This window comes from Paraburkholderia caffeinilytica (assembly GCF_051027425.1).
In the GTDB taxonomy this organism is placed as follows: Bacteria; Pseudomonadota; Gammaproteobacteria; order Burkholderiales; family Burkholderiaceae; genus Paraburkholderia; species Paraburkholderia caffeinilytica_A.
In genome coordinates this window covers 857,594-879,878 of the sequence record NZ_CP186552.1, presented here as the reverse complement: position 1 = coordinate 879,878, position 22,285 = coordinate 857,594, and the positions used below count along the sequence as shown (strand labels likewise).

Annotated in this window: 21 protein-coding genes; 10 read left to right on the top strand and 11 right to left on the bottom strand. The window is 61.6% G+C overall.

From position 1 onward, the window contains the following. Nucleotides 1–44 precede the first annotated feature (44 nt). From cysD to ACOSV0_RS03830, 4 genes are all read right to left on the bottom strand, one after another. On the bottom strand, nt 45–1,007 hold the full coding sequence (cysD, locus tag ACOSV0_RS03845) for a sulfate adenylyltransferase subunit CysD (protein ID WP_434108843.1): 963 nt from the start codon (nt 1,005–1,007) through the stop codon (nt 45–47). Nucleotides 1,008–1,121: 114 nt separating this feature from the next. Continuing rightward, a complete protein-coding gene (locus ACOSV0_RS03840) occupies nt 1,122–1,868 on the bottom strand; it encodes a phosphoadenylyl-sulfate reductase (protein WP_434108842.1) in 747 nt (248 codons plus the stop codon). Next, nucleotides 1,865–2,404, bottom strand: a complete 540-nt coding sequence (locus ACOSV0_RS03835; RefSeq protein WP_434108840.1) for a DUF934 domain-containing protein — start codon at nt 2,402–2,404, stop codon at nt 1,865–1,867. The genes ACOSV0_RS03840 and ACOSV0_RS03835 overlap by 4 nt, the downstream gene beginning before the upstream one ends. A 22-nt stretch (nt 2,405–2,426) precedes the next feature. Further along, nucleotides 2,427–4,106, bottom strand: coding sequence for a nitrite/sulfite reductase (locus tag ACOSV0_RS03830; protein ID WP_434108839.1), 1,680 nt, complete (start codon nt 4,104–4,106; stop codon nt 2,427–2,429). A 220-nt stretch (nt 4,107–4,326) separates the two neighbouring features. On the opposite strand from ACOSV0_RS03830, the gene ACOSV0_RS03825 reads away from it, so the two are divergent. From ACOSV0_RS03825 to ACOSV0_RS03815, 3 genes are all read left to right on the top strand, one after another. Further along, nucleotides 4,327–5,268, top strand: coding sequence for a CysB family HTH-type transcriptional regulator (locus ACOSV0_RS03825; RefSeq protein WP_434108838.1), 942 nt, complete (start codon nt 4,327–4,329; stop codon nt 5,266–5,268). Between the two features lie 33 nt (nt 5,269–5,301). Further along, on the top strand, nt 5,302–6,462 hold the full coding sequence (locus ACOSV0_RS03820; protein WP_434108837.1) for an ABC transporter substrate-binding protein: 1,161 nt from the start codon (nt 5,302–5,304) through the stop codon (nt 6,460–6,462). 190 nt (nt 6,463–6,652) lie between these two features. Beyond that, nucleotides 6,653–6,913, top strand: coding sequence for a hypothetical protein (locus tag ACOSV0_RS03815; protein WP_012432018.1), 261 nt, complete (start codon nt 6,653–6,655; stop codon nt 6,911–6,913). 181 nt (nt 6,914–7,094) lie between these two features. Here ACOSV0_RS03815 and ACOSV0_RS03810 read toward each other — a convergent pair whose 3' ends face one another. The 6 genes from ACOSV0_RS03810 to ACOSV0_RS03785 form a co-directional block, all read right to left on the bottom strand. Beyond that, on the bottom strand, nt 7,095–8,246 hold the full coding sequence (locus tag ACOSV0_RS03810; RefSeq protein WP_434108835.1) for a Gfo/Idh/MocA family protein: 1,152 nt from the start codon (nt 8,244–8,246) through the stop codon (nt 7,095–7,097). A 103-nt stretch (nt 8,247–8,349) separates the two neighbouring features. Then, complete coding sequence (locus tag ACOSV0_RS03805) at nt 8,350–9,399, bottom strand: sugar phosphate isomerase/epimerase family protein (protein WP_434108834.1); 1,050 nt, start codon at nt 9,397–9,399, stop codon at nt 8,350–8,352. A gap of 79 nt (nt 9,400–9,478) precedes the next feature. Then, a complete protein-coding gene (locus ACOSV0_RS03800) occupies nt 9,479–10,441 on the bottom strand; it encodes a substrate-binding domain-containing protein (protein ID WP_434108833.1) in 963 nt (320 codons plus the stop codon). Between the two features lie 147 nt (nt 10,442–10,588). Then, nucleotides 10,589–11,602 (bottom strand): ABC transporter permease, encoded by a 1,014-nt coding sequence (locus tag ACOSV0_RS03795; RefSeq protein WP_434108832.1) that lies wholly within the window; start codon nt 11,600–11,602, stop codon nt 10,589–10,591. Further along, nucleotides 11,583–13,070, bottom strand: a complete 1,488-nt coding sequence (locus ACOSV0_RS03790) for a sugar ABC transporter ATP-binding protein (protein ID WP_434108831.1) — start codon at nt 13,068–13,070, stop codon at nt 11,583–11,585. The genes ACOSV0_RS03795 and ACOSV0_RS03790 overlap by 20 nt, the downstream gene beginning before the upstream one ends. Nucleotides 13,071–13,073: 3 nt before the next feature. Then, nucleotides 13,074–14,159 (bottom strand): LacI family DNA-binding transcriptional regulator, encoded by a 1,086-nt coding sequence (locus tag ACOSV0_RS03785; protein WP_434108830.1) that lies wholly within the window; start codon nt 14,157–14,159, stop codon nt 13,074–13,076. A 313-nt stretch (nt 14,160–14,472) separates the two neighbouring features. Between ACOSV0_RS03785 and ACOSV0_RS03780 the strand changes: the two genes are divergently transcribed. The 3 genes from ACOSV0_RS03780 to urtA all read left to right on the top strand — a co-directional run bounded on the left by ACOSV0_RS03780 (nt 14,473) and on the right by urtA (nt 17,466). Next, nucleotides 14,473–15,126 (top strand): protein-L-isoaspartate O-methyltransferase family protein, encoded by a 654-nt coding sequence (locus ACOSV0_RS03780; protein WP_097391616.1) that lies wholly within the window; start codon nt 14,473–14,475, stop codon nt 15,124–15,126. A gap of 59 nt (nt 15,127–15,185) precedes the next feature. Further along, nucleotides 15,186–15,509: a rhodanese-like domain-containing protein gene (locus ACOSV0_RS03775; RefSeq protein WP_434108828.1), complete on the top strand. Its 324-nt coding sequence runs from the start codon at nt 15,186–15,188 to the stop codon at nt 15,507–15,509. A gap of 658 nt (nt 15,510–16,167) precedes the next feature. Further along, a complete protein-coding gene (gene urtA, locus ACOSV0_RS03770) occupies nt 16,168–17,466 on the top strand; it encodes an urea ABC transporter substrate-binding protein (protein WP_434108826.1) in 1,299 nt (432 codons plus the stop codon). 26 nt (nt 17,467–17,492) lie between these two features. On the opposite strand, the gene ACOSV0_RS03765 is transcribed toward urtA, so the two are convergent. Continuing rightward, nucleotides 17,493–17,720 carry a hypothetical protein gene (locus ACOSV0_RS03765; RefSeq protein WP_434108824.1) on the bottom strand — a complete coding sequence of 76 codons (228 nt, stop codon included), beginning with the start codon at nt 17,718–17,720 and terminating at the stop codon, nt 17,493–17,495. Between ACOSV0_RS03765 and urtB the strand changes: the two genes are divergently transcribed. Genes urtB through urtE form a run of 4 tightly spaced genes read left to right on the top strand, consistent with a single transcriptional unit; the run spans nt 17,719 to nt 22,151 of the window. Continuing rightward, complete coding sequence (urtB, locus tag ACOSV0_RS03760; protein ID WP_434108822.1) at nt 17,719–19,344, top strand: urea ABC transporter permease subunit UrtB; 1,626 nt, start codon at nt 17,719–17,721, stop codon at nt 19,342–19,344. The two genes, ACOSV0_RS03765 and urtB, sit on opposite strands and share 2 nt — an antisense overlap. Nucleotide 19,345: 1 nt before the next feature. Next, the gene (gene urtC, locus ACOSV0_RS03755) at nt 19,346–20,542 is read left to right on the top strand and encodes an urea ABC transporter permease subunit UrtC (protein ID WP_434108820.1); all 1,197 of its coding nucleotides are present in this window, start codon (nt 19,346–19,348) and stop codon (nt 20,540–20,542) included. Continuing rightward, complete coding sequence (gene urtD, locus ACOSV0_RS03750; protein WP_434108818.1) at nt 20,539–21,402, top strand: urea ABC transporter ATP-binding protein UrtD; 864 nt, start codon at nt 20,539–20,541, stop codon at nt 21,400–21,402. The genes urtC and urtD overlap by 4 nt, the downstream gene beginning before the upstream one ends. Before the next feature lie 56 nt (nt 21,403–21,458). Further along, nucleotides 21,459–22,151, top strand: a complete 693-nt coding sequence (gene urtE, locus ACOSV0_RS03745) for an urea ABC transporter ATP-binding subunit UrtE (RefSeq protein WP_434108817.1) — start codon at nt 21,459–21,461, stop codon at nt 22,149–22,151. Nucleotides 22,152–22,285: the final 134 nt, after the last annotated feature.

The window sequence follows — 22,285 nt, the reverse complement described above, 5'->3', positions numbered from 1 at the left end:
GCGGTCGATCGGAGTTAGGGCGAAGCACTAACTCCAGTCCCATATTAGAAATAACCTTGCTTCTTACGCTGTTCCATCGCGGCTTCGGAAACCTGATCGTCCATCCGCGTCGCGCCGCGTTCCGTGATTTCGGTCACGGCCGTTTCGGCGATGATCTTCTCGAGATCGTCGGCATCGCTTTCCACCGGGCACGTGCAGCTGATATCGCCCACGGTGCGGAAACGCACCAGCGCGGTTTCGCTGGTCTCGCCTTCACGCATCGGCGTAAGCGGCGTGACCGGCACGAGCAGGCCGTTGCGGCGCACGATCTCGCGTTGATGCGCGTAATAGATCGACGGCAGTTCGAGCTGTTCGCGCGCGATGTATTGCCACACGTCGAGTTCGGTCCAGTTCGAGATCGGGAACACGCGCAGGTGTTCGCCGTTATGCAGACGCGCGTTATACAGGCTCCACAGTTCCGGGCGCTGCGCCTTCGGATCCCATTGGCCGAATTCGTCACGGAACGAGAAAATCCGCTCTTTTGCACGGGCTTTTTCTTCGTCGCGGCGCGCGCCGCCGATCAACGCGGTGTACTCATGTTCAGCGATCGTTTCGAGCAGCGTCACGGCTTGCGCAGCGTTGCGCGAATCCGTTTCGCGGCGCAGACGCACGGTGCCGCGCTTGATCGAATCTTCGACGTGACCCACCACCAGTTCCGCGCCGATCTCTTTCGCGCGGCGATCGCGGAAGTCGATCACTTCTTCGTAGTTGTGGCCGGTGTCGATATGCACGAGCGGGAACGGCAGCACGGTCTTGCGATTCGCGCCGATGCCGAAGGCCTTCAGTGCGAGGTGCAGCACCACGACCGAATCCTTGCCGCCCGAAAACAGCAGCGCGGGCTTACTGCATTCGGCAACCAGTTCGCGCAGGATGTGAATCGACTCGGCTTCGAGCCAATCGAGGTGGTCCATCCGGTTCGCCGTGTTGGCAAGCGGTGCATTCACAGTGGAATCGAGCGTGGTGCTCATGTTTGGGTCCTTCGTTGATTCGCCTGGCAAGCGGTTGCTCGCCCAGGCGGAACTATTCAAAACGTTATGTGCGGCGTTCAGGCCAAAAGCCAAGGCCTGAACCGCCTGAATGTTTCATGCCGGCGCGTTTTCGCTGCGGTTGAAGGGAATCGGCGTAATCGTCGTGATATGCAGCCCGCATTCCTTCGTATCGCGCGACTCCCACCACCAGCGCCCTGCCCGGCTGTCTTCACCGGGACGGATCGCACGCGTACAAGGCTCACAGCCGATGCTCGGGTAACCGCGCGCATGCAGCGGATTGACCGGCACGTCGAACGCTTTCAGATAGTCCCACACTTCGGCTTCGGTCCAGTCCGTCAGCGGATTGAACTTGGCGATGTTGCGCGCGGCGTCGTGCTCTTCCGCATGCAATTCGGCACGCGTCACCGACTGTTCGCGGCGTTGGCCCGTCACCCATGCGCTGACATCCGACAGCGCACGGTTCAGCGGTTCGACCTTGCGGATTTCGCAGCAACGCTTGCGCAGATCGACGCTTTCGTAAAACGCGTTCAGACCGTGCGAGCCGACATACTCTTCAACCGCCGCAGCTTGCGGATGAAATTGCTCGATATCATACCCGTAGCGCTCTTTCACGCGGTCGAGCATGCCGACGGTTTCCGCATGCAGACGGCCCGTGTTCAGCGAGAAGATACCGATCTTCACGCCACGCGAGAGAATCGCGTGCGTGAGCAGCATGTCTTCCGCTGCAAGGCTGCTGGCGAGCTTCACATTCGCGTGACGCGCGGCGATCGAGTCGAGCAGCGCATCGAGGCGCTCGACCTTCGCAGCGAGTTCCGGCGTGAGCGATTGGACGCCGCTCATGCCGGGACCTTTGCCAGTTCGCCTGCTTCGCGGCGGCGGAACAGCGGCGACGAGTTCACCGCGCCCTGATAGTTGAAGCTGAATTCGTCGAACGCCTTCAGTGCGTCGTCGAAGTCTTTGTCCGAACGCAATGCATACGCGTCGAAGCCGCAGCGGAACATGAACGCCAGCTGATCGCGCAGCACATCGCCGATCGCGCGCAGTTCGCCCTTGTAGCCATAACGCTCGCGCAACAGGCGGCCGATGCTATAGCCACGGCCGTCGCGGAACACGGGGAAGTCCACGCCGATCAGCGCGATCGTGTCGAAGTCGCCGACGATATCCGCCGGTTCGCTATCCGGCGCGAGCCACACGCCGATTTCAGCCGTGCTGCGCGATGCGATCAGCGCATCGCGGGAAGCTTGCCACAGCGCGAGCGGCACCAGCACTTTGCCGGCCGGCAAGTCGTTCACTGCGGGCAGCGTGCCGTCTTCAGCGGCGCGCACCACCGTCCAGTCATCGTTGACGATCGCGCGGTTCTTGATGATAGAAGTCATCTGTTCAGTATCCTTTTCGCGGTTACGCGTGAGCCGGTTGACGCGAGGCGTACACACGTTCCTTGAACGGGGTGATGCCGATGCGGTTGTACGTTTCGATGAAGCGCTCGCCTTCGTGGCGATTCTCCACGAACGTGTCGATCACTTTGCTCATCACGTCCGGCATTTCTTCCGCCGAGAACGACGGGCCGATCACGCGGCCGAGGTGAGCACCGGTGGCGCCCGTACCCTGCTCACCGCCGAGCGTCACCTGATACCACTCCGAGCCGTCCTTATCGACGCCCAGAATGCCGATGTTGCCGACGTGGTGGTGACCGCAAGCATTGATACAGCCCGAGATATTCAGCGACACGTCGCCGAGGTCGTACACGTAGTCGAGATCGTTGAAGCGTTCCTGGATCGCCAGCGCAATCGGAATCGACTTCGCGTTCGCCAGCGAGCAGAAATCGCCGCCCGGGCACGCGATGATGTCGGTCAGCAAGCCGATATTCGGCGTAGCGAAACCTTGCGCCTTGGCCTTTTCCCACAGCGCGAACAGGTCGTGCTTCTTCACGTTCGCGAGAATCAGGTTCTGTTCGTGCGACACGCGGATCTCGCCGAGCGAGTATTCATCGGCCCAATCGGCGACCGCTTCCATCTGCGCGTCGGTGGCATCGCCCGGGGCGATCGTGGTCGGCTTCAGCGACAGCGTGACCGACGAATAACCCGACACCTTGTGCGGACGCACGTTACGTTCGACCCAGCGGGCAAACGCACGGTTTTCCAGCAGATGCTTTTCGAACGACGCATCCGTGTCGGCCAGCTTTTCATACACCGGCGGCTGGAAGTATTGCGACACGCGGTCGACTTCCGCTTGCGTGAGCGTCGAAGGACCGTCCTTCAGGTGTTGCCATTCTTCTTCGACTTGTGCCGAGAATTTCTCCGGGCTCAACGCCTTCACGAGAATCTTGATCCGCGCCTTGTAGATGTTGTCGCGGCGGCCATAGCGGTTGTACACGCGCAGCACGGCTTCGCAGTACGTCAGCAGGTGTTGCCACGGCAGATCCTTGCGGATGATCGCGCCGATGATCGGCGTACGGCCCATGCCGCCGCCGGCCAGAATGTCGGCCACCAGCTCGCCCTGCTCGTTCTTCTTCAGATACACGCCCATGTCGTGAATCTGCACGGCAGCGCGGTCTTCCTTCGAACCCGACACGGCGATCTTGAACTTACGCGGCAGCCATGCGAATTCCGGGTGGAACGTCGACCATTGGCGCAGGATTTCGGCCCACGGACGCGGATCGACCACTTCATCCGGCGCTACGCCTGCGAACTGGTCGGCCGTGATGTTACGGATACAGTTGCCCGAAGTCTGGATGCCGTGCATCTGCACCGCTGCAAGCTTGCGCAGGATTTCCGGCGTTTCTTCGAGCTGGATCCAGTTGTACTGGATGTTCGAGCGCGTCGAAAAGTGGCCGTAGCCGCGGTCGTGTTCACGCGCGATCTGGGCCAGCACGCGCATCTGGTCGCTGCGCAGATTGCCGTACGGAATCGCGATGCGATGCATGTACGCATGGCGCTGCATGTACAGGCCGTTCTGCAGGCGCAGCGGACGGAACTCCTCTTCGCTCAATTCGCCCGACAAGCGGCGGCGAACCTGATCGGCGTATTGCGCAACCCGTTCATCGACGATGGTCTGGTCGTACTGATCGTATTGGTACATTCGGGGACCCCAATTTTTTTGCGTTACACACGACGCTCCGGTTGCGCCGCGCTCCGGACACCCCTCTTTGTCAGCGCCTGCGAGCTAGGGTTTAGACCTATCTCTCATTTGCTTATGACAAATACAGATATCCATATTGAAAAAGATGGACAGATCGTAATAAACTCGCCTTATATTTCAAACGACTAAAAAATTCTTTTTATATGCGGAGAGGTTATATATGAACCTGCATCAATTCCGCTTCGTCCGCGAGGCTGTGCGGCAGAATTTCAACCTGACCGAAGCGGCCAAAGCCCTGTATACAAGCCAGCCGGGCGTTTCCAAGGCGATCATCGAGCTGGAAGACGAGCTGGGCGTCGAAATCTTCACGCGGCATGGCAAGCGCGTGCGCTCGCTGACCGAGCCGGGACGCATCATTCTTCAGTCGGTTGAGCGGATTTTGCAGGAAGTCGAGAGCCTCAAGCGGGTCGGTAAAGATTACGCGGCGCAGGATCAGGGCAATCTGGTGATCGCCGCCACCCACACGCAGGCGCGCTACTCACTTCCGGCCGCCATCGCCGAATTCAAGAAGCGCTTCCCCAAAGTTCACCTTTCAATTCTGCAAGGCAGCCCGACCCAGGTCGCCGAAATGGTGATTCACGACCAGGCCGATCTGGCCATCGCCACCGAAGCGATCGCCAACTATAAGGAGCTGGTCTCGCTGCCCTGCTTCCAGTGGCACCACGTTGCCGTGATGCAGCCGGATCATCCGCTGCTCGACCGCAAACTTTTGTCGTTGGATGATCTGACCCAATATCCGCTGATTACCTACGACAACGCGTTCGCCGGCCGCACCAAGATCAACGAGGCGTTCCGTCTACGCGGGCTGCATCCGGACATCGTGCTGGAAGCGATCGACGCCGACGTGATCAAGACCTATGTGGAACTGGGTCTGGGCGTCGGCATCATGGCGGATATCGCGTTCAACCCCGAGCGCGACCGTCATTTGCGCGCGATGCCGGTCGGGCATCTGTTCGGCAGCAATGTGACGCGGGTCGCGCTGAAACAGGGCGCCTATCTGCGCAGCTATGTGTATACGCTGGTCGAACTGCTGTCGCCGAGCATGAATCGCAAGCTGATCGAACAGGCGCTCAAAGGCGAACACGAAACCTACGAACTTTGACATCACCACGCATCCCGCTACGGAGACCCTTCAATGAAGTCGTATAAGAAAAAGATCAGCGGCCTCGCCGCTCTCGGCGCGCTCTTGCTCGCCACCGCAGCGCAAGCCGACATCAAGGTCGGCATCGACCTGTCGAGCACCGGCCCCGCGGCCGTGATCGGCATCACGAGCAAGAACGCGATGCTGATGTGGCCGGCCACGATCGCCGGCCAGAAAGCCGATTACATTTTCCTCGACGACGCTTCGGACCCGGGCAACGCGGTGCGCAACATCCGCAAGCTGATCAATGAAGACCATGTCGACGTGATCGTCGGCCCGAATATCACGCCAGCCGCAATGGCCGCACTCGATCCGGTTGCCGAGAGCCAGACGCCGATGATCACGCTGATTGGCTCGGCAAGTGTGGTCGAGCCGCAGGAAGGCAAGAAGGTGTGGGCCTACAAGATGGCGCTGACCGACAGCGCGATGGCCGACGTGATGACGCGTTACATGTCGAACCACAACGTGAAGACGGTGGGCTTCATCGGTTTCGCGGATGGCTACGGCGAGAGCTGGCTCAACGAGTTCAGCAAGTTCGCAGCTTTGCGTCACATCCAGCTGGTGGCCACCGAACGCTATAACCGCACCGACGCCAGCGTCACCGGCCAGGTCCTCAAGGTGATGGCCGCCAAACCCGACGCGATCCTGATCGCCGGGGCGGGCACGCCGACCGTGCTGCCGCAGCGCACGCTGATCGAGCGCGGCTTCAAAGGTCCGATCTATCAGACGCACGGCATCGCCACACCCGAGTTCATCAAGCTAGGCGGCAAGGACGTGGAAGGCACGCTGTTCCCAACACAGCCGGTTGTAGTCGCGCGCACGCTGCCGGCCGATCATCCGGCGAAGAAGGCGGCGCTCGCGTTCACCAACGAGTATGAAGCGAAGTTCGGCCCCGGCAGCGTGACGCAATTTGCAGGCGATGCGGCAGGTGTATATCCGCGTTTGCAGGATGCGGTGGCACGTGCATTGAAGACGGCACAACCGGGCACGCCGGCTTTCCGCGTTGCGCTGCGCGACGAACTGGAGCACGCGCATGAACTGGTCGTGCCGAACGGTGTGGTCAATACGAGCCCGAAGGACCACGTCGGCCTGGATCAGCGTGCGAGCGTGATGGGCATCATCAGGAACGGCAAGTTCGTTTATTTGAGTCAGTGAGTAGCATGTGCGTGCCGGGTCTCGCTCCGTTCGAGCGGGCCGCGGCATGGCATGGCTTGCTCGTGTACGATTTTATGAATGCACCATAAAATCGTACGGACTTCCAGCTCACCACCCGGGCCTCTGCCCGCACCAGGCGGCGCGCGGATTACTGTTAAAGTGCACCCTTCAATTTGCCGTTCCCCACACCATGCGTACCACCCGAGCCATCCATGCCGTCGAACGGCTGAAAACCCGCAGCGGCAATCCGCAGTTCGCCGCGATCAGCCTGTCCGGCGGGTTGTTTTATCTCGTCGACAAATCGAGCGGCACGGACAAGAAAGTTTCCGATCCGCTGACGCTCGACGATTTCGTCAAATTCGTCGACGGTTTCGGGCCGCCGAAACCGCGCAAGGCGAGCAAGCTCGATATCGCGTTTGAAGAGCAGATCAAGAAAAGCAAGGGCGGTTGAGTACGTGGCTGGAGGACATGAAACGCCAAGGCAAGGCTTTTAGCGTCAGCGGCGGCTGAGCCATACTGACCCCAAGCAAAAGCAAGGGTGGCTGGGGACGTGAAACGCCAAGACAGGGCTTTTAGCGTCAGCAGCGGCTGAGCCATACCGACCCCAAGCTCAGCGGGCTCAGCCACTACGCTCAACCATTCGCAATCTCTTTCCATTGACCGTCCGCCGCGCTGCTTGCCAACACCGCATCGACAAAACGCAGGCCCGCTACACCGTCATCCACCGTTGTGAGCAACAGACTTTCGGCGGGCAATGGTTGCCCCGCGTTCAGCGCTTCGATCTGTAGCGCTGCATCTTTGTACAACTGCGCGAACGCTTCCAGATAGCCCTCCGGATGCCCCTGCGGCACACGCGTCGCATGCGCCGCGATCGCACTTGTCACACGTCCGCGCGTCAGGCACTCAGCCGAACCACCCAGTGGCGTGAACCACAATTCGTTCGGATTCTCCTGATCGAAGCTCAAACTGGCCTTCGTGCCATATACCCGCAGACTTAGCGCATTCTCCGCGCCGCTCGCCACCTGGCTCGCCCACAGCATGCCGCGCGCGCCGTTCGAATAGCGCAGCATCGCCTGTACGTGGTCGTCGATACGGCGTCCTGGCACGAACGTATGCAACTCGGCGGATAGCGACGACGGCGTCATCCCCGTGATGAAGGCAGCGAGGTGATACGCATGCGTGCCGATATCGCCGAGACAACCTGCTGGACCCGCCAACGACGGATCCGTGCGCCAACCCGCCTGTTTGTTCGTGCCACTCGCTTCTATCGGTTCAGCCAGCCAGTCCTGCGCGTATTCGACTTGCACCACGCGTATTTCACCGAGCGCACCTCTTTCGACGAGCTCGCGAGCATGGCGCACCAGCGGATAACCGGAATACGTGTGTGTCAGCGCAAACAACCTGTTCTTCTCGCGAGCAAGCTTCGCCAGCGCCTCGCCTTCCGCCAACGAAATCGCCAATGGTTTGTCGCACACCACATGGATGCCGGCTTCGAGAAAAGCCGTCGCCACCGGCGCATGCAGATGATTCGGCGTGACGATCGCGACCGCATCGATCCCGTCGTCGCGCGCGGCTTCGGCATGCGCCATCTCGCGCCAGTCCGCATAGCTGCGTGCGATACCGGCCTCTGCCGCGCTCGCTTGCGCACGCTGCGGGTCGGACGACAACGCGCCCGCCACCAGTTCGAACCGATCGTCGAGCCGCGCCGCGATCCGATGCACCGCGCCGATGAACGCGCCCTGCCCGCCGCCGACCATGCCGAGCCTGAGTCTTCTTTGTGGCATCGCCTTCACTCCGTTGCGATCTGCTTTATTCGTTTCATGGCCCACTCGCAGTCAACTTGCACTCAACTTGCAACCCACGCGCCTTCAGATATTCAGATCGCCGTCAAATGCCAAGCACACGTTTTAGCTGCTCCGCATCCACGCCGCTGCCCGCGAAATCGTCGAAGGCATGTTCGGCCACGCGAATGATGTGCCGGCGAATGAACTCCGCGCCTTCGCGCGCGCCGTCCTGTGGATGCTTCAGCGCGCACTCCCATTCCAGCACTGCCCAGCCCGGAAAATCGTATTGCGCCATCTTCGAGAAGACCGCGCCGAAATCGATCTGCCCGTCACCCAGCGAGCGGAAACGCCCCGCGCGCTCGACCCAGCCGCTATAGCCGCCATACACGCCTTGCTTGCCGTTCGGACGGAACTCCGCGTCCTTCACGTGGAACGCCTTGATGCGTTCGTGATAGATGTCGATGAACGCCAGGTAGTCGAGTTGCTGCAAGACGAAATGGCTCGGGTCGTAGAGGATGTTCGCACGCGGGTGTTGCTTCACCGCATCCAGAAAGCGCTCGAAGGTCACGCCGTCGTGCAGGTCCTCGCCAGGATGCAGCTCGTAGCATACGTCGACGCCGACTTCGTCGAACGCATCGAGAATCGGCGTCCAGCGGCGCGCGAGTTCGTCGAACGCCGCTTCTATCAAACCTGCCGGACGCTGCGGCCATGGGTATAAATACGGCCACGCCAGCGCACCGGAAAACGACACATGCGTGTCGAGACCCAAACGTTGCGAAGCCTTCGCTGCGAGCTTCATCTGCTCAATCGCCCACTGCGTGCGCGCAGCAGGATTGCCGCGTACATGCGACGCCGCAAAGCCATCGAACAACGTGTCATACGCCGGATGCACGGCAACGAGTTGCCCTTGCAGATGCGTCGACAGTTCGGTGATCGTCACGCCGGCGTCGTCCGCGACCTCGCGCAGCTCGTCGCAATACGTCTGACTCGCCGCGGCCTGTTCGAGATCGATCAGGCGCGTATCGCACGGCACCTGAATCCCCTTGAAACCGAGGCTCGCCGCCCAGCCCGCCAGATGCGCGAGGTTGTCGAACGGCACCTCGTCGCCCATGAACTGGGCCAGAAAGATCGCCGGCCCTTTGATGGTTTTCATCGTACGGTTCCTCGAACTATGGCGCGCCTGTCATGCCTCTTCGGCAGACGCACGGCGGGCGCGCTCCGGATGCCCGGGATCAGAACGGCGAGTCGGGAAAATAGAACTGCTGCGCGTTTTCCTTCGTGATCAGCACCGATGGAATGATCGTGGTCGGCGGCAGTTTGTCGCCCTTCAAGCGCGCTTCGGCAGTGAGCTTGATCGCGTCGTAGATGAATTTCGGCGAGTACGACACGTCTGCCTTGATCATCGGCGCACCGTCCATCACATTCTTCACCATGCCCTTCGACCCCGCGCCGCCGAACACGATCTTGATGTCAGTGCGCTTGGCCTGCTCGATCGCCTTGAGGACACCTACGGCCATGTCGTCGTCGGCGGCCCAGACTGCGTCGATGTGCTTGAAGCGCGTGAGATAGTCCTGCATCACCTTGAACGCGTCGTCACGATTCCAGTTCGCGTACTTGCCGTCGAGGATCTTCATCTCCGGATAGTTCTTGATCACGTTCGTGAACGCGGTCCAGCGTTCGTTGTCGAGTGTGGTGGGAATGCCGCGCAACGCAACGATGTTGCCTTTGCCGCCCAACTCCTTCGCCAGATACTCGGCGGGGATTTTGCCGAACGCGGTGTTGTCGCCCGCAACGTAGGCGTCCTGGGCACTGGTATCCGTCAGGCCACGATCGACCACCGTCACGTACACACCTTTCTTCTTCACCTGAGCGACCGGCTGTGTCAGCGAAGCCGATTCGAACGGGAAAATCACCAGTGCGTTGATCTTGTTCACCGTCACCAGATCCTGCAACTGGTTCGCCTGTTCGGGCGCGCCGGCCGCGGTCTTCACGATCACTTTCAGATCGGGATGGGCTTTCTCCAGATCGGTTTTCGCCTTGTTCGCCCACCAGACGATGCCGCCCGTAAAGCCGTGGTCGGCTGTCGGAATCGCGACGCCCAGCGTGACTTTTTCATCGGCACGCGCGACACCTGCCGTGCCCAGTATTCCCAACGCCAGCATGCCGGCGCCGACCGCTCGAATGACCTGCTTCATGGTTCTGTCTCCTGTGTCGACCAGAGTTGGCGCTTTAGCGCTTACTCTGGTCCCATGCAACACCGTTGCGTTTATGAGGCGTTCATGCGCCCCGGTTCTCGAACTTGCCGTTGTATTCCTTGAAGCTCAACGCCCACTACTCACCACCTACCTCCGTCCGCGTTGCACGAACGCGACGAAGATAATCACCACGCCCTGCACCGCCGCGTTCAGATACACGCTGATGATGCTGGTCAGATTCAGAATATTGGCAATCACCGACAACAGAATCGCGCCGATCACCGTGCCGATCACACGCCCCTCGCCGCCTTTGAGCGCCGTGCCGCCCACCACCACCGATGCAATCGCTTCAAGCTCCCAAAGCAGCCCGGTAGTAGGCGTAGCTGAACCAAGCCGCGGCACGTAAAGAACCGTCGCCACGCCGACGCAAATACCGAGCAGTACATACGTGACGATCTTCACGGTATCGACGCGAATCGCGGCATACCGTGCGACCTGTTCGTTCGAACCGATCGCCTGCACATGGCGGCCGAACGCGGTGCGATTGAGGATCAGTGCGCCACCTGCTGCAACCACAAGAAACACCCAGATCGGCACCGGCACGCCGAAGAAGCTCGCGTAGTAAACCGGCCCATACAAGTCGGACAGCGAGTTATCCAGCGTCAGCGCGCCGCCATCAGCGAGCCAGGTCAGCACCGCGCGAAAAATCCCCAACGTGCCGAGCGTGACGATGAACGGCTCGATGCGTCCTTTGGTAATCAGCAGGCCGTGCGCGCAACCGAACAAACCGCCGAGCACCAGCGCGAACACAATGCCAAGCGTCAGAATCAGCAAGGGCGCAAGCGTATGGCCGCCGATACCGGCAGCGAGTCCGTTCATCAGCCAGATCATGCTGCCCGCGATCAGCGCCGCCATCGACCCGACCGATAGATCGATGCCGCCCGAGATAATCACAAAGGTCATGCCGACCGCGATGATGCCGATGAACGACGTACGCGTGAGCACGTTCATCATGTTGTCGAGCGTCGCGAAATCGCGGTTGAGCAGCGTGCCGACAATACACAGTGCAATCAGCCCGACGAGCGGCCCGAGCGCGTACAGACGATGCGCGAAGCGCAGCGCGCGGCCGGATTGGACGGCTTCAGTGGGTGCCGGTCGCATGGGCGATCAACTCCTCTTCGGTCAGATGTTCGAGCGTGAGCGTGGTTTGCAGGCGTCCCGCGCGCATCACGGCAACGCGATGGCACAGGCCGATCAGCTCGATCAGTTCGGATGAAATGACGATCACCGCGCGGCCTTGCGCCGCGAGACGATGGATCAGGAAATAGATGTCGCGTTTCGCGCCGACATCGACGCCGCGAGTCGGCTCGTCGAGCACGATCACGTTCGGATCGGGCTGCAGGAACTTGGCGAGCGCGAGCTTCTGCTGATTGCCGCCGGAAAGCATGCGCGCGCGGCTCGACAGATCGCCCGTGCGAATGCCGAAGTCGCTCACGGCTTTGGTCAATGCCACACGCCCCGCTTTCAAATCGAGCAAGGGATGCGCGTAGCGTTCGAGCGTCATTAGCGTGACGTTGTCCTGCAGGCTTAGATTCACATGCAGGCCTTTGCCTTTACGGTCTTCGCTCAGATACGTGAGGCCGTGGCGCATGGCGTCGCGTGGGCTCTTCAGATCGGCGCGGCGGCCGGCGATCTCGATGCGTCCTGCCGTGCGTTTGCGTAAACCGATGATCGCTTCGAACGCTTCAGTGCGGCCCGCACCGACGAGGCCAGCAAAACCCAGCACTTCGCCGGCGCGCACGTCGAAGCTCAGGTCTTCGACCCAGTCCGGTACGGCGAGGCCTTCCACTTTCAACGCGATCGGTGCATCAGCGGGCACCGTGATCTTGTCGGGGAACATATCCGACACATCGCGCCCGACCATCAGGTTCGCCATCTGCTGCCGCGCAAGTCCCGCCGTTTCACCGCGCGCGACAAAGCGGCCGTCGCGCATCACGATTACTTCGTCGGTGATGCGCTCCACTTCATCCAGCTTGTGCGAGATGTAGACGATGGTCACGCCATCGGCTTTCAGCTTCGCCATCAGCGTGAAGAGGCGTTCGGTTTCCGAGGGCGTGAGCGTGGCAGTCGGCTCGTCCATGATGAGCAGACGCGCGCGGCGCGACAACGCCTTGGCGATCTCCACCATCTGCTTTTCCGCGACGATCAATTCGCGCACCTTCGTATCCGGCGCTTTCTCGAGGCCGACCTGCGCGAGAAAACGCGCGGCCTCGACGCGCATTGCCGCGTCGTCGACGAACCAGCCGCGTTTTTTCTCATGGCCGAGATACATGTTCTGCGCGATCGTCAGATGCTCGGCGAGATTGAACTCCTGGTGAATCAAGACGATGCCGGCGGCTTCCGCGTCGCGTGAACCGATGAACTGCTGCGCGTGGCCGTCGACCAGCAAGGTGCCCGAGGTCGCCGTTTCGTAGCCGGCGAGGATTTTCATCAGCGTCGACTTGCCTGCGCCGTTCTCGCCAAGCAAACCGTAGATGCGCCCCGGCGCCAGTTCGAAGCTCACGCCGTGCAGCACACGCACCGGCCCGAAGTCTTTGCGGATATCGTCGAAGCGAATGGCGAGACTCATGGCTTACGCGCTCCTGCGGATCACGAGCCGATGCGGCAGCAGCACGCCCGGCACATTTGCCAACGGATTCGCGAGCCGTTGCAGCAGGAGCCGCGCGGCGGTTTCGCCGAGTTCGCGCATCGGCTGGGCGATGGTGGTCAGCGGCGGATCGATTTGCGCGGCAAGCGAAATATCGTCGAAACCGACCACCGCGACATCGTCCGGCACGCGCTTGCCGACGTTGCGCAAACCGTGGATCACGCCGATCGCCAGCGTGTCGGAGACGGCGAAAATGGCGCTCGGCGCCGCGTTGGATGCATGCGGTTGTTGCATCAGCAAGGCCGCCGCCGATGCGCCCGCTTCATAGTCGAGACTGTTCAGGTTCATGCGCCAGGCCTCGTCCGGCGTGATGCCGGCTTCGGTCAACGCATCCAGATAACCCTGCTGACGCTGCCGCGCATACAGGTAGTCGACATCCGAATTGATCAGCCCGATGCGCCGGTGGCCGCGCGCGAGCAGATGCCGCACGGCGTCGCCCGCTGCCCGATAGTTGTCGATGCCGACGTACGGCACGCCCATCTCCGGATCGAACTCGCAGCACGCCACCCACGGCAGCGCACTGGATGCCTCGCCGAGCGCCTGCTGGATGGTGGCGGGATCGAGGCAGATCGCGCCGTCCGCGCGGCGGCGGCGCAGCAGATCGAAATAGCTGCGCTCGCGTCCCGGGTCCGCGCCTGTGTCGCAGAGCAGCATGAAATAGCCGTGCTGGCGCGCCACGCTGTCGATGCCACGCACGATCTCCGCGTAAAACGGATTGCCGACGTCGGGCACCATGGTCAGCAGCAGGCGGCTTTCGGCGGTGCGCAGATTGCGCGCGAGTTCGTTGACGCGGTAGCCGCTGGCGTCGACGGCCGCCAATACCTTGTCGCGCGTGGCGGGCCGCACGTTCTCGTGGCCGTTCAGCACGCGCGACACGGTCGCCACCGAGACGCCCGCCTGCTCCGCCACCTGGGCAATCGAAAGGCCCTCCGCCGGCCGTAGCGGCTGAGCCTCGGGCTGCTGGCGCGTCTTCGATTTCGCGGGAGCCGCTTTGGACAACGACTTGGACAAGTGGAATTCGCCCTGAAAATGTAATCGATTACATTTTTGCGCGATGAAAGCGGGAATCGCAAGGACGGATCGCTAGGGATTAACACGGGGTCAGGCTGGCATGATGGGAGTCGACCCAGGTCGCGGCCCGGCGGCGGACTGCCCGCGGCGGCGTGGATTCGCGCCGTCATTTGGTACAATCCCGCAGTTACCCTGCCGTGGCCTGCTTTGTATTGTGCTGTACCCCGGCGCTGTACCCCGGAGTCGCATCCCGAGACCGCCGGCCAGCGGCAAACGAATCGCAAACTCGCCAAACCACACTGCCGAATCCACCATGAACATCGAGCAAGCGCGTTTCAACATGATCGAACAGCAGATCCGCCCCTGGGAAGTGCTCGACCAGGACGTGCTGAATCTGCTCTCGATCGTCAAGCGTGAAAACTTCGTCCCCACCGTCTATCGCGATCTGGCCTTCGTCGACTTCGAAGTGCCGCTGCCGGCCGGCCAACACATGCTGGCGCCGCGCGTCGAAGCGCGCGTGCTGCAGGAACTGGCGGTGAAGAAACACGAAAGCGTGCTCGAAATCGGCGCCGGCTCGGGTTACATGGCCGCGCTGCTTGCACACCGCGCGCAGCACGTGCTGACGGTCGACATCGAACCGGAACTGGCTGAACTGGCGAAGAACAACCTGATCGCCAACGGCGTGCTGAACGCCGAAGTCGTGACCGGCGACGCCTCGCGCGGCTGGGCCAACGCCGCGCCGTACGACGTGATCTGCGTGTCGGGCGGCCTGCCGGTGCTGCCGCAGGAAATCCTCGAACATCTGAAAGTCGGCGGCCGTCTGGCGGCTTTCGTCGGCACCGCGCCGGTCATGAAGGCGCAGATCATCACGCGGATCGACGAGAAGCAATACCGCATTGCCGACGTGTTCGAAACTTATGTCGAGCCGCTGATCAATGCCGTGCAGCCGCCGCGCTTCAAGTTTTAATTCACACGTTTATCTGGACGGCCGGCGCGCCGCCGTCCTCTGAACTGGATGTCCTGCTGATGCAAAATCTGACCGCTCCCGCGCTCGCCGAATGGCTCGCGGATCAATCGCGCCCCGCGCCCGTGCTGCTCGACGTGCGCGAACCGTGGGAAATCCAGACGGCGTCGATCGCCGGCGCCGTGTCGATTCCCATGCGTGAGATTCCCGCCCGCAGCGAAGAACTCGACGACGACGTGCAAATCGTCTGCGTGTGCCATCACGGCGCGCGCAGCGCCCAGGTCGCAATGTTCCTCGAATCGCGCGGCCACACCAACGTCTTCAATCTGCAAGGCGGAATCGACGCGTGGTCGCGTCAGGTCGATCCGTCCGTTCCTACCTATTGATCGCACGGGTCGCGATGACTCGTCAGCGGAGGCCGATCAAACGGGCCGACGTGACGATCGGCAAGCAAGCGGAACCGTTCATCGCTTTCTGATCGCCGAGAGCCGCATCCAATCGATAAACAAAAAGGTCGACGCCGCAAGGCGCCGACCTTTTTTCTTGCACCGGCAAGTCCTGCGTTGGAAAAACAACGCCTTGCTCACTGCCTGATCCCTCTCCTTCAAAACCTCATCCTGAACCGGCGGTTTGCCGTAAAGGGCATCCAGAAAGCGAACCTATCGGGTGGCGTGGCGGCGCTGCGCTCATTCATGTTGTGCCTCCTCGCCTGAGTGGTCTTCCAGCGCAGGCAGACCACGTCGCATGCACAAAGGGGCGGCGACCATGCACCGCCAATGCCCGCTGGCCGATCGGCACGCTTCGTTGCGGCGCGGCACGCACCTGAACGAGGCGCATGCCCTGCTCGTGCACCAATTTTGAACCGCGTTACGCATAACTCACGTGGCCTATCACCGCGTCGCAGCACGCCGTGGGTGGACTTCAAGTCGAAATTGCCGCATGGCATGTGCCTTGCAGTACACAAGCGGCAAGTCACGCGGGACAAGCCCTGCTGGCTGAAATCGACGCCCATAAACACTCACCATCAATGGCAAGGGGATGCACATGAAACGTCGCAGTCTGTTGAAATTTGGTTCGATGTCGGGCGCACTGGCGCTGGCCAGCAAAGTCCCTTTTGCACATGCCCAGTCGGGTAGCGGTCCCATCAAGGTCGGCGTTCTTCATTCCCTGTCGGGCACGATGGCGATCTCGGAGACTTCGCTCAAAGACACCGCGCTGATGACCATTGCGGACATCAACAAGAACGGCGGCGTCATGGGCCGCCAGCTGCAGCCGGTGGTCGTGGACCCGGCGTCGAACTGGCCGCTGTTCGCCGAAAAAGCGCGCCAGTTGATCACCCAGGAAAAATGCGCAGTCGTATTCGGCTGCTGGACGTCGGTGTCGCGCAAGTCGGTGCTGCCGGTGTTCGAGGAACTGAACGGCCTGCTGTTCTACCCGGTGCAGTACGAAGGCGAAGAAATGTCGCGCAACGTGTTCTACACGGGCGCCGCGCCGAATCAGCAAGCGATTCCGGCGACCGAATACCTGATGAGCGCGGAAGGCGGCGGCGCCAAGCGTTTCTTCCTGCTGGGTACCGACTACGTGTACCCGCGCACGACCAACAAGATCCTGCGCGCGTTCCTCAAGTCGAAAGGCGTGCAGGAAGCCGATATCCAGGAGGTCTACACGCCGTTCGGCCACAGCGACTATCAGACCATCGTCGCGAACATCAAGACCTTCTCGCAGGGTGGCAAGACCGCGGTGATCTCGACCGTCAACGGCGATTCGAACGTGCCGTTCTACAAGGAACTGGGCAACCAGGGGCTGAAGGCCTCCGACGTGCCCGTCGTCGCGTTCTCGGTTGGCGAAGAAGAACTGCGCGGTATCGATACGAAGCCGCTGGTCGGCAACCTCGCGGCATGGAACTACTTCATGTCGCTGCGCAACCCGGCCAACGAGAAATTCAAGAAGCAATGGGCTGCATGGGTCAAGGACAACAACCTGCCGGGCGGCACCAAGCGCGTGACCAATGACCCGATGGAAGCGACGTTCGTCGGCATCCATATGTGGAAGCAGGCGGTCGAGAAAGCGAAGAGCACGGACGTGGACAAGGTGCGCGTGGCGATGGTCGGCCAGACGTTTGCGGCGCCGTCGGGCTTCACGCTCGAAATGGACGGCAATCACCATCTGCACAAGCCGGTGATGATCGGCGAAGTTCGTGCCGACGGTCAGTTCAACGTGGTGTGGCGGACCAAGACCGCGATTCGCGCGCAGCCGTGGAGCCCGTTCATCGCCGGCAATTCGAGCAAGCCGGACGTGGTCAGTTCGATTCCGGCATTCCTGAAGCGCTCGCGGGTTGCCTGACAGGACGGATCGTGGCAACGGCGCGGTTAGCCGCCGCCACGATCCGACGTGATTTTCCACTGGATGTGCCAGCCGCGTCGTGCGGTTGGACCGCGAACCTGGAGTTGGGCTCTGGTGTTGTCCAGGTTCACGGCAACGGGTCGAGCGCGACCGACCCACGGCCCGACATCCATGTGTAGCAATTCGACGGCGCGGCAGCGGCTCTTCCGCACGATGCCGCGCCGCCCTGCCGGTTTTTCTTCAAAGGCCATCATGGCGTTTTCATTTCCGAAATTCGCACGACGCAGCATCGGCGGCCTTGCGTTCGCGCTGTTCGTTAGCGCCCCACTGACCGCCTTTGCGCTCACCCCAGCCGACGTCGCGCCGCTCGCCGGCGACGACTTCGATGCGAAATCCGCGGCAATCGACAAGCTGATTGCCAACCACGACAAAGAATCGCTCGCGGTACTCAAAGCGCTTTCCGAGGACAGCGCGCTCGCCACCGATTCCGGCGCGGTGCTGCTGCAAGACGGCGACACGGCACGCGATGCCATCACCGGTAAAACGGTCGCCGCGGGCGACGCGCAACCGGTCACGCTGAACAACCTGCTGCGCTCGAAAGTAGCGGGTGCACTCTCAGGCCTGCAACTCGATTCGCCCGACGCCGCCACACGCGGCGCCGCCATCACCGCGCTGCTGCAAAACCCCGATCCGTCGATCAAACCGCTGGTCGACGCGGCCCGCGCGAAGGAAACCGACCCGGCGCTGAAAAAACGCCTCGACACGCTGTGGGCAATGACCGCGTTGCACGACGCCGACCCGGCCAAGCGTCTCGAAGCGGTGCAGCTGGTCGCCGCACGCCACGATCTCGACATGAACGAGTTGCTGCGTCCGCTCGTCGCGAAGAAGCCGGACGGCACGTTCAACGAAGCCGATGCCAAGGTTCGCGCCGCTGCGCAAAGCGGCATCGACGAACTCGATTCGATCCAGCGCCGCAGCCAGATCGCCGGCACGGTGTTCGCGGGCTTGTCGCTCGGCAGCGTGTTGCTGCTCGCCGCGCTCGGTCTCGCGATCACGTACGGGCTGATCGGCGTCATCAACATGGCGCACGGCGAATTCCTGATGATCGGCGCGTACGCCACTTACGTGGTGCAGAACCTGTTCCAGCGTTTCGCACCGGGTGCGTTCGACTGGTATCCGCTGCTCGCGGTGCCGGCGTCGTTCGCCGCAGCCGGACTCGTCGGTATCGTGCTCGAACGTCTCGTGCTGAAGCATCTGTACGGCCGTCCGCTCGAAACCCTGCTGACCACCTTCGGCGTCAGCCTGATCCTGATTCAGGCGACGCGCATGCTGTTCGGCGCGCAGAACGTCCAGGTGGTCAACCCCGCTTGGATGAGCGGCGGCGTGACCGTCCTGCCGAATCTGATCCTGCCGTACAACCGGCTGGCGATTCTGGCGTTTTCGCTGATCGTCGTCGGGATTGCGCGGGCTGTTCTGACTAAAACACGTTTGGGTCTGTTCGTGCGAGCCGTCACGCAAAACCGGCGCATGGCAGCGTGTGTCGGCGTGAAGACCGCACGCGTCGATTCGTATGCATTCGCCTTCGGTGCGGGCATTGCCGGCCTCGGTGGTTGCGCGCTGTCGCAGATCGGCAATGTGGGCCCGGACCTCGGCCAGAGCTACATCATCGATTCGTTCATGGCCGTGGTGCTCGGCGGTGTGGGCCAACTCGCCGGTACGGTGATCGGCGGCTTCGGTCTCGGGCTCGTCAGCAAAGCGATCGAGCCGTTCTGGGGCGCGGTGCTCGCGAAGATCGCCGTGCTCGTGCTGATCGTGCTGTTCATCCAGAAGCGTCCGCAGGGCATGTTCGCCCTCAAGGGCCGTAGCGCGGAGGCATGAGATGACATCGGCTACCTCATCTTCAACCTCGTCGGCTCACGTCGGCGCGGCGAGCGGTAGCGCGGCTGCCGGACGCGGAGCGCAGTCCGGCTTCGCGCTCGGCTTGCCGCCGCGTCCCGCACTGCTGTCGCGCCGCGCATGGCTCGCGCTGATCGCGCTGATCATCGTGTTCGGTCTCGGCGTGCCGTTCGCCACCCTGGTGGTCCCGGAGACGAGCGCGTTCCATCTGTCCGCTTACGCGATGACGATCACCGGCAAGTTCATGTGCTACGCGATCGCTGCGCTGGCACTCGATCTCGTGTGGGGCTACTGCGGCATTCTGAGCCTGGGACACGCGTTGTTCTTTGCGTTGGGCGGCTACGCGATCGGCATGTACCTCATGCGTTCGATCGGCCACGACGGCAAATACGGCAGCGACCTGCCCGACTTCATGGTGTTTCTCGACTGGCACCAACTGCCGTGGTACTGGGAAGGTACGCAGCACCTCGGCTATGCGCTGCTGCTGGTGGTGCTGGTGCCGGCGGTTGTGGCGTGGGTGTTCGGTTTCTTCACGTTCCGCTCACGCGTGAAGGGCGTGTATCTGTCGATCATCACGCAGGCGATGACGTTTGCCGCCATGCTGCTGTTCTACCGCAATGAAACGGGTTTCGGCGGCAACAACGGCTTTACCGATTTCAAGCGCATCGGCGGATTTCCGATTACGCATCCGGGCACGCGCACCGTCCTTCTGCTGATCACGTTTGCCGTGTTGATTCTGGCCTTTATCGGCGCCCGGGCAATCGTCACGTCAAAGCTTGGCCGCGTGGTCACGGCGGTACGCGACGGCGAAACGCGCCTGATGTTCCTCGGTTACAGCCCGCTCGCGTACAAGCTGTTCGTGTGGACCGTTTCCGCGGTTTTGTGCGGGATTGCCGGCGCATTGTATGTGCCTCAGGTCGGCATCATCAACCCGGGCGAGATGTCGCCGGGCAACTCGATCGAGATGGCGATCTGGGTCGCGGTGGGCGGACGCGGCACCTTGATCGGACCGATCATCGGCGCGTTTGCGGTGAATGGCGCGAAGAGCTTTTTTACGGCGAACTTCCCTGAATACTGGCTGTTCTTTCTTGGTCTGATTTTCGTGCTGGTCCCGCTGTTGCTGCCGAACGGCATCATGGGACTGATCGACATGGTCACACGCAAGAGGAATCGCTCATGAATGAAAACCCGATGGTTCCTGATCTTGCCTTGCCTGAAGAGCCTGCCGAACGGTCGTTGAGCGGCGTCGCGAGCATGGGGCACGTGGTGGTGCCGGGCGAGATCGACATTTCGCACGGGACGATTCTGTACCTTGAAGACGTGACCGTCAGTTTCGATGGATTTCGCGCGTTGAATGCGTTGAGCCTGTCGATCGACGCCGGCGAATTGCGATGCATCATCGGTCCGAATGGCGCCGGCAAGACGACGATGATGGATGTCATCACCGGAAAAACCGAGCCGGATTCGGGCAAGGTTTTCCTCGGGCAGTCGATCGATCTGACGCGGATGAACGAGCCGTCTATTGCGCGTGCGGGAATTGGGCGCAAGTTTCAGAAGCCGACCGTTTTTGAGCAGCATCCCGTGTGGGAGAACCTTGAGCTGGCGATGAAGGCTGACAAGGGATGGTGGGCTTCTTTGCGCGCACGGTTGGATCGCAACGCGCAAGCGCGAATCGAAGAGACGTTGGCGCTGATCGGGTTGGAAAGCGAAGCGCGGCGGCTTGCCGGCGAGTTGTCGCATGGGCAGAAACAGCGGCTCGAGATCGGCATGTTGCTGATGCAGCAACCGGCGTTGCTTTTGCTCGATGAACCCGCGGCGGGCATGACCGATGACGAGACCATGCAGTTGGCTGAATTGCTCAATCATTTGCGTGGGACGTGTTCGATGATGGTGGTTGAACACGACATGGAGTTTGTGGCGGCTCTTTCGGGTGAGAAGGGGAAAGTGACGGTGATGGCCGAGGGGCGGGTTCTCGCCCACGGCACGCTTGATGAGGTGAAGCGAGACGAGACGGTGATCGAGTCTTATCTCGGGCGGTAACGGCCACAATCAAACCACGGCCGCAAAGAGCCACCAGAATTCAAGGATCGACCGACATGCTAGAAGTGGAAAACCTGAACCAGTACTACGGCGGCAGCCACATTCTTAGAGATGTGAAACTTACCGTTCCTGATGGCAAGCTCACTGTGCTGCTGGGCCGTAATGGCGTAGGCAAGACAACCTTGCTCCGATGCCTGATGGGCGTCGTCCAAACGAAGAGCGGTTCGATCGCCTGGCGCGGGGCACCGATCACCAAGCTGCCGACTTACTCGCGCGTGGAGAAAGGTCTCGCCTACGTTCCGCAAGGGCGCGATATTTTCCCGCGGCTGACTGTCGAAGAGAACCTGCTGGTTGGGGCCGCCAGCAAGAAAGCGCCCAAGAAAATCCCGGACCGCATTTACGAGCTGTTCCCGGTTCTGAAGGATATGCGCAGCCGCCGCGGCGGTGACCTCTCGGGGGGGCAGCAACAACAGCTCGCGATCGGCCGTGCACTGATGAGCGATCCGCAATTGCTCATTCTCGATGAACCCACCGAAGGTATTCAACCGTCGATCATTCAGGATATCGGCCGCACGCTGCGTCAGTTGGTCGAAGAAATGGGTATGACGGTGCTGCTCGTTGAGCAATATTATGACTTCGCTAAAGAGATTGCCGATCGGTATTGGGTGATGAGCCGCGGGGAAATCGTCGCGGGTGGTGAAGGGGCGAACATGGATAAGGATGGTGTGCGTGCGCTGATCGCGGTTTGACGCGCGGCGGTGCAGCGGTGCAGCGGTGCAGCGGTGCAGCGGTGCAGCGGTGCAGCATGCTATTCTCGCCGCATTCTGTGGCAACGCGGTTCGTCGTTGGCTGATGCGTGTGGGCACACTGCGCGTTCATGCGC

Coding starts and splice junctions, on each gene's coding strand:
- cysD (WP_434108843.1), bottom strand. CDS start 1,007: ATGAGCACCACGCTCGATTCCACTGTGAATGCACCGCTTGCCAACACG.
- ACOSV0_RS03840 (WP_434108842.1), bottom strand. CDS start 1,868: ATGAGCGGCGTCCAATCGCTCACGCCGGAACTCGCTGCGAAGGTCGAG.
- ACOSV0_RS03835 (WP_434108840.1), bottom strand. CDS start 2,404: ATGACTTCTATCATCAAGAACCGCGCGATCGTCAACGATGACTGGACG.
- ACOSV0_RS03830 (WP_434108839.1), bottom strand. CDS start 4,106: ATGTACCAATACGATCAGTACGACCAGACCATCGTCGATGAACGGGTT.
- ACOSV0_RS03825 (WP_434108838.1), top strand. CDS start 4,327: ATGAACCTGCATCAATTCCGCTTCGTCCGCGAGGCTGTGCGGCAGAAT.
- ACOSV0_RS03820 (WP_434108837.1), top strand. CDS start 5,302: ATGAAGTCGTATAAGAAAAAGATCAGCGGCCTCGCCGCTCTCGGCGCG.
- ACOSV0_RS03815 (WP_012432018.1), top strand. CDS start 6,653: ATGCGTACCACCCGAGCCATCCATGCCGTCGAACGGCTGAAAACCCGC.
- ACOSV0_RS03810 (WP_434108835.1), bottom strand. CDS start 8,246: ATGCCACAAAGAAGACTCAGGCTCGGCATGGTCGGCGGCGGGCAGGGC.
- ACOSV0_RS03805 (WP_434108834.1), bottom strand. CDS start 9,399: ATGAAAACCATCAAAGGGCCGGCGATCTTTCTGGCCCAGTTCATGGGC.
- ACOSV0_RS03800 (WP_434108833.1), bottom strand. CDS start 10,441: ATGAAGCAGGTCATTCGAGCGGTCGGCGCCGGCATGCTGGCGTTGGGA.
- ACOSV0_RS03795 (WP_434108832.1), bottom strand. CDS start 11,602: ATGCGACCGGCACCCACTGAAGCCGTCCAATCCGGCCGCGCGCTGCGC.
- ACOSV0_RS03790 (WP_434108831.1), bottom strand. CDS start 13,070: ATGAGTCTCGCCATTCGCTTCGACGATATCCGCAAAGACTTCGGGCCG.
- ACOSV0_RS03780 (WP_097391616.1), top strand. CDS start 14,473: ATGAACATCGAGCAAGCGCGTTTCAACATGATCGAACAGCAGATCCGC.
- ACOSV0_RS03775 (WP_434108828.1), top strand. CDS start 15,186: ATGCAAAATCTGACCGCTCCCGCGCTCGCCGAATGGCTCGCGGATCAA.
- urtA (WP_434108826.1), top strand. CDS start 16,168: ATGAAACGTCGCAGTCTGTTGAAATTTGGTTCGATGTCGGGCGCACTG.
- urtB (WP_434108822.1), top strand. CDS start 17,719: ATGGCGTTTTCATTTCCGAAATTCGCACGACGCAGCATCGGCGGCCTT.
- ACOSV0_RS03765 (WP_434108824.1), bottom strand. CDS start 17,720: ATGATGGCCTTTGAAGAAAAACCGGCAGGGCGGCGCGGCATCGTGCGG.
- urtC (WP_434108820.1), top strand. CDS start 19,346: ATGACATCGGCTACCTCATCTTCAACCTCGTCGGCTCACGTCGGCGCG.
- urtD (WP_434108818.1), top strand. CDS start 20,539: ATGAATGAAAACCCGATGGTTCCTGATCTTGCCTTGCCTGAAGAGCCT.
- urtE (WP_434108817.1), top strand. CDS start 21,459: ATGCTAGAAGTGGAAAACCTGAACCAGTACTACGGCGGCAGCCACATT.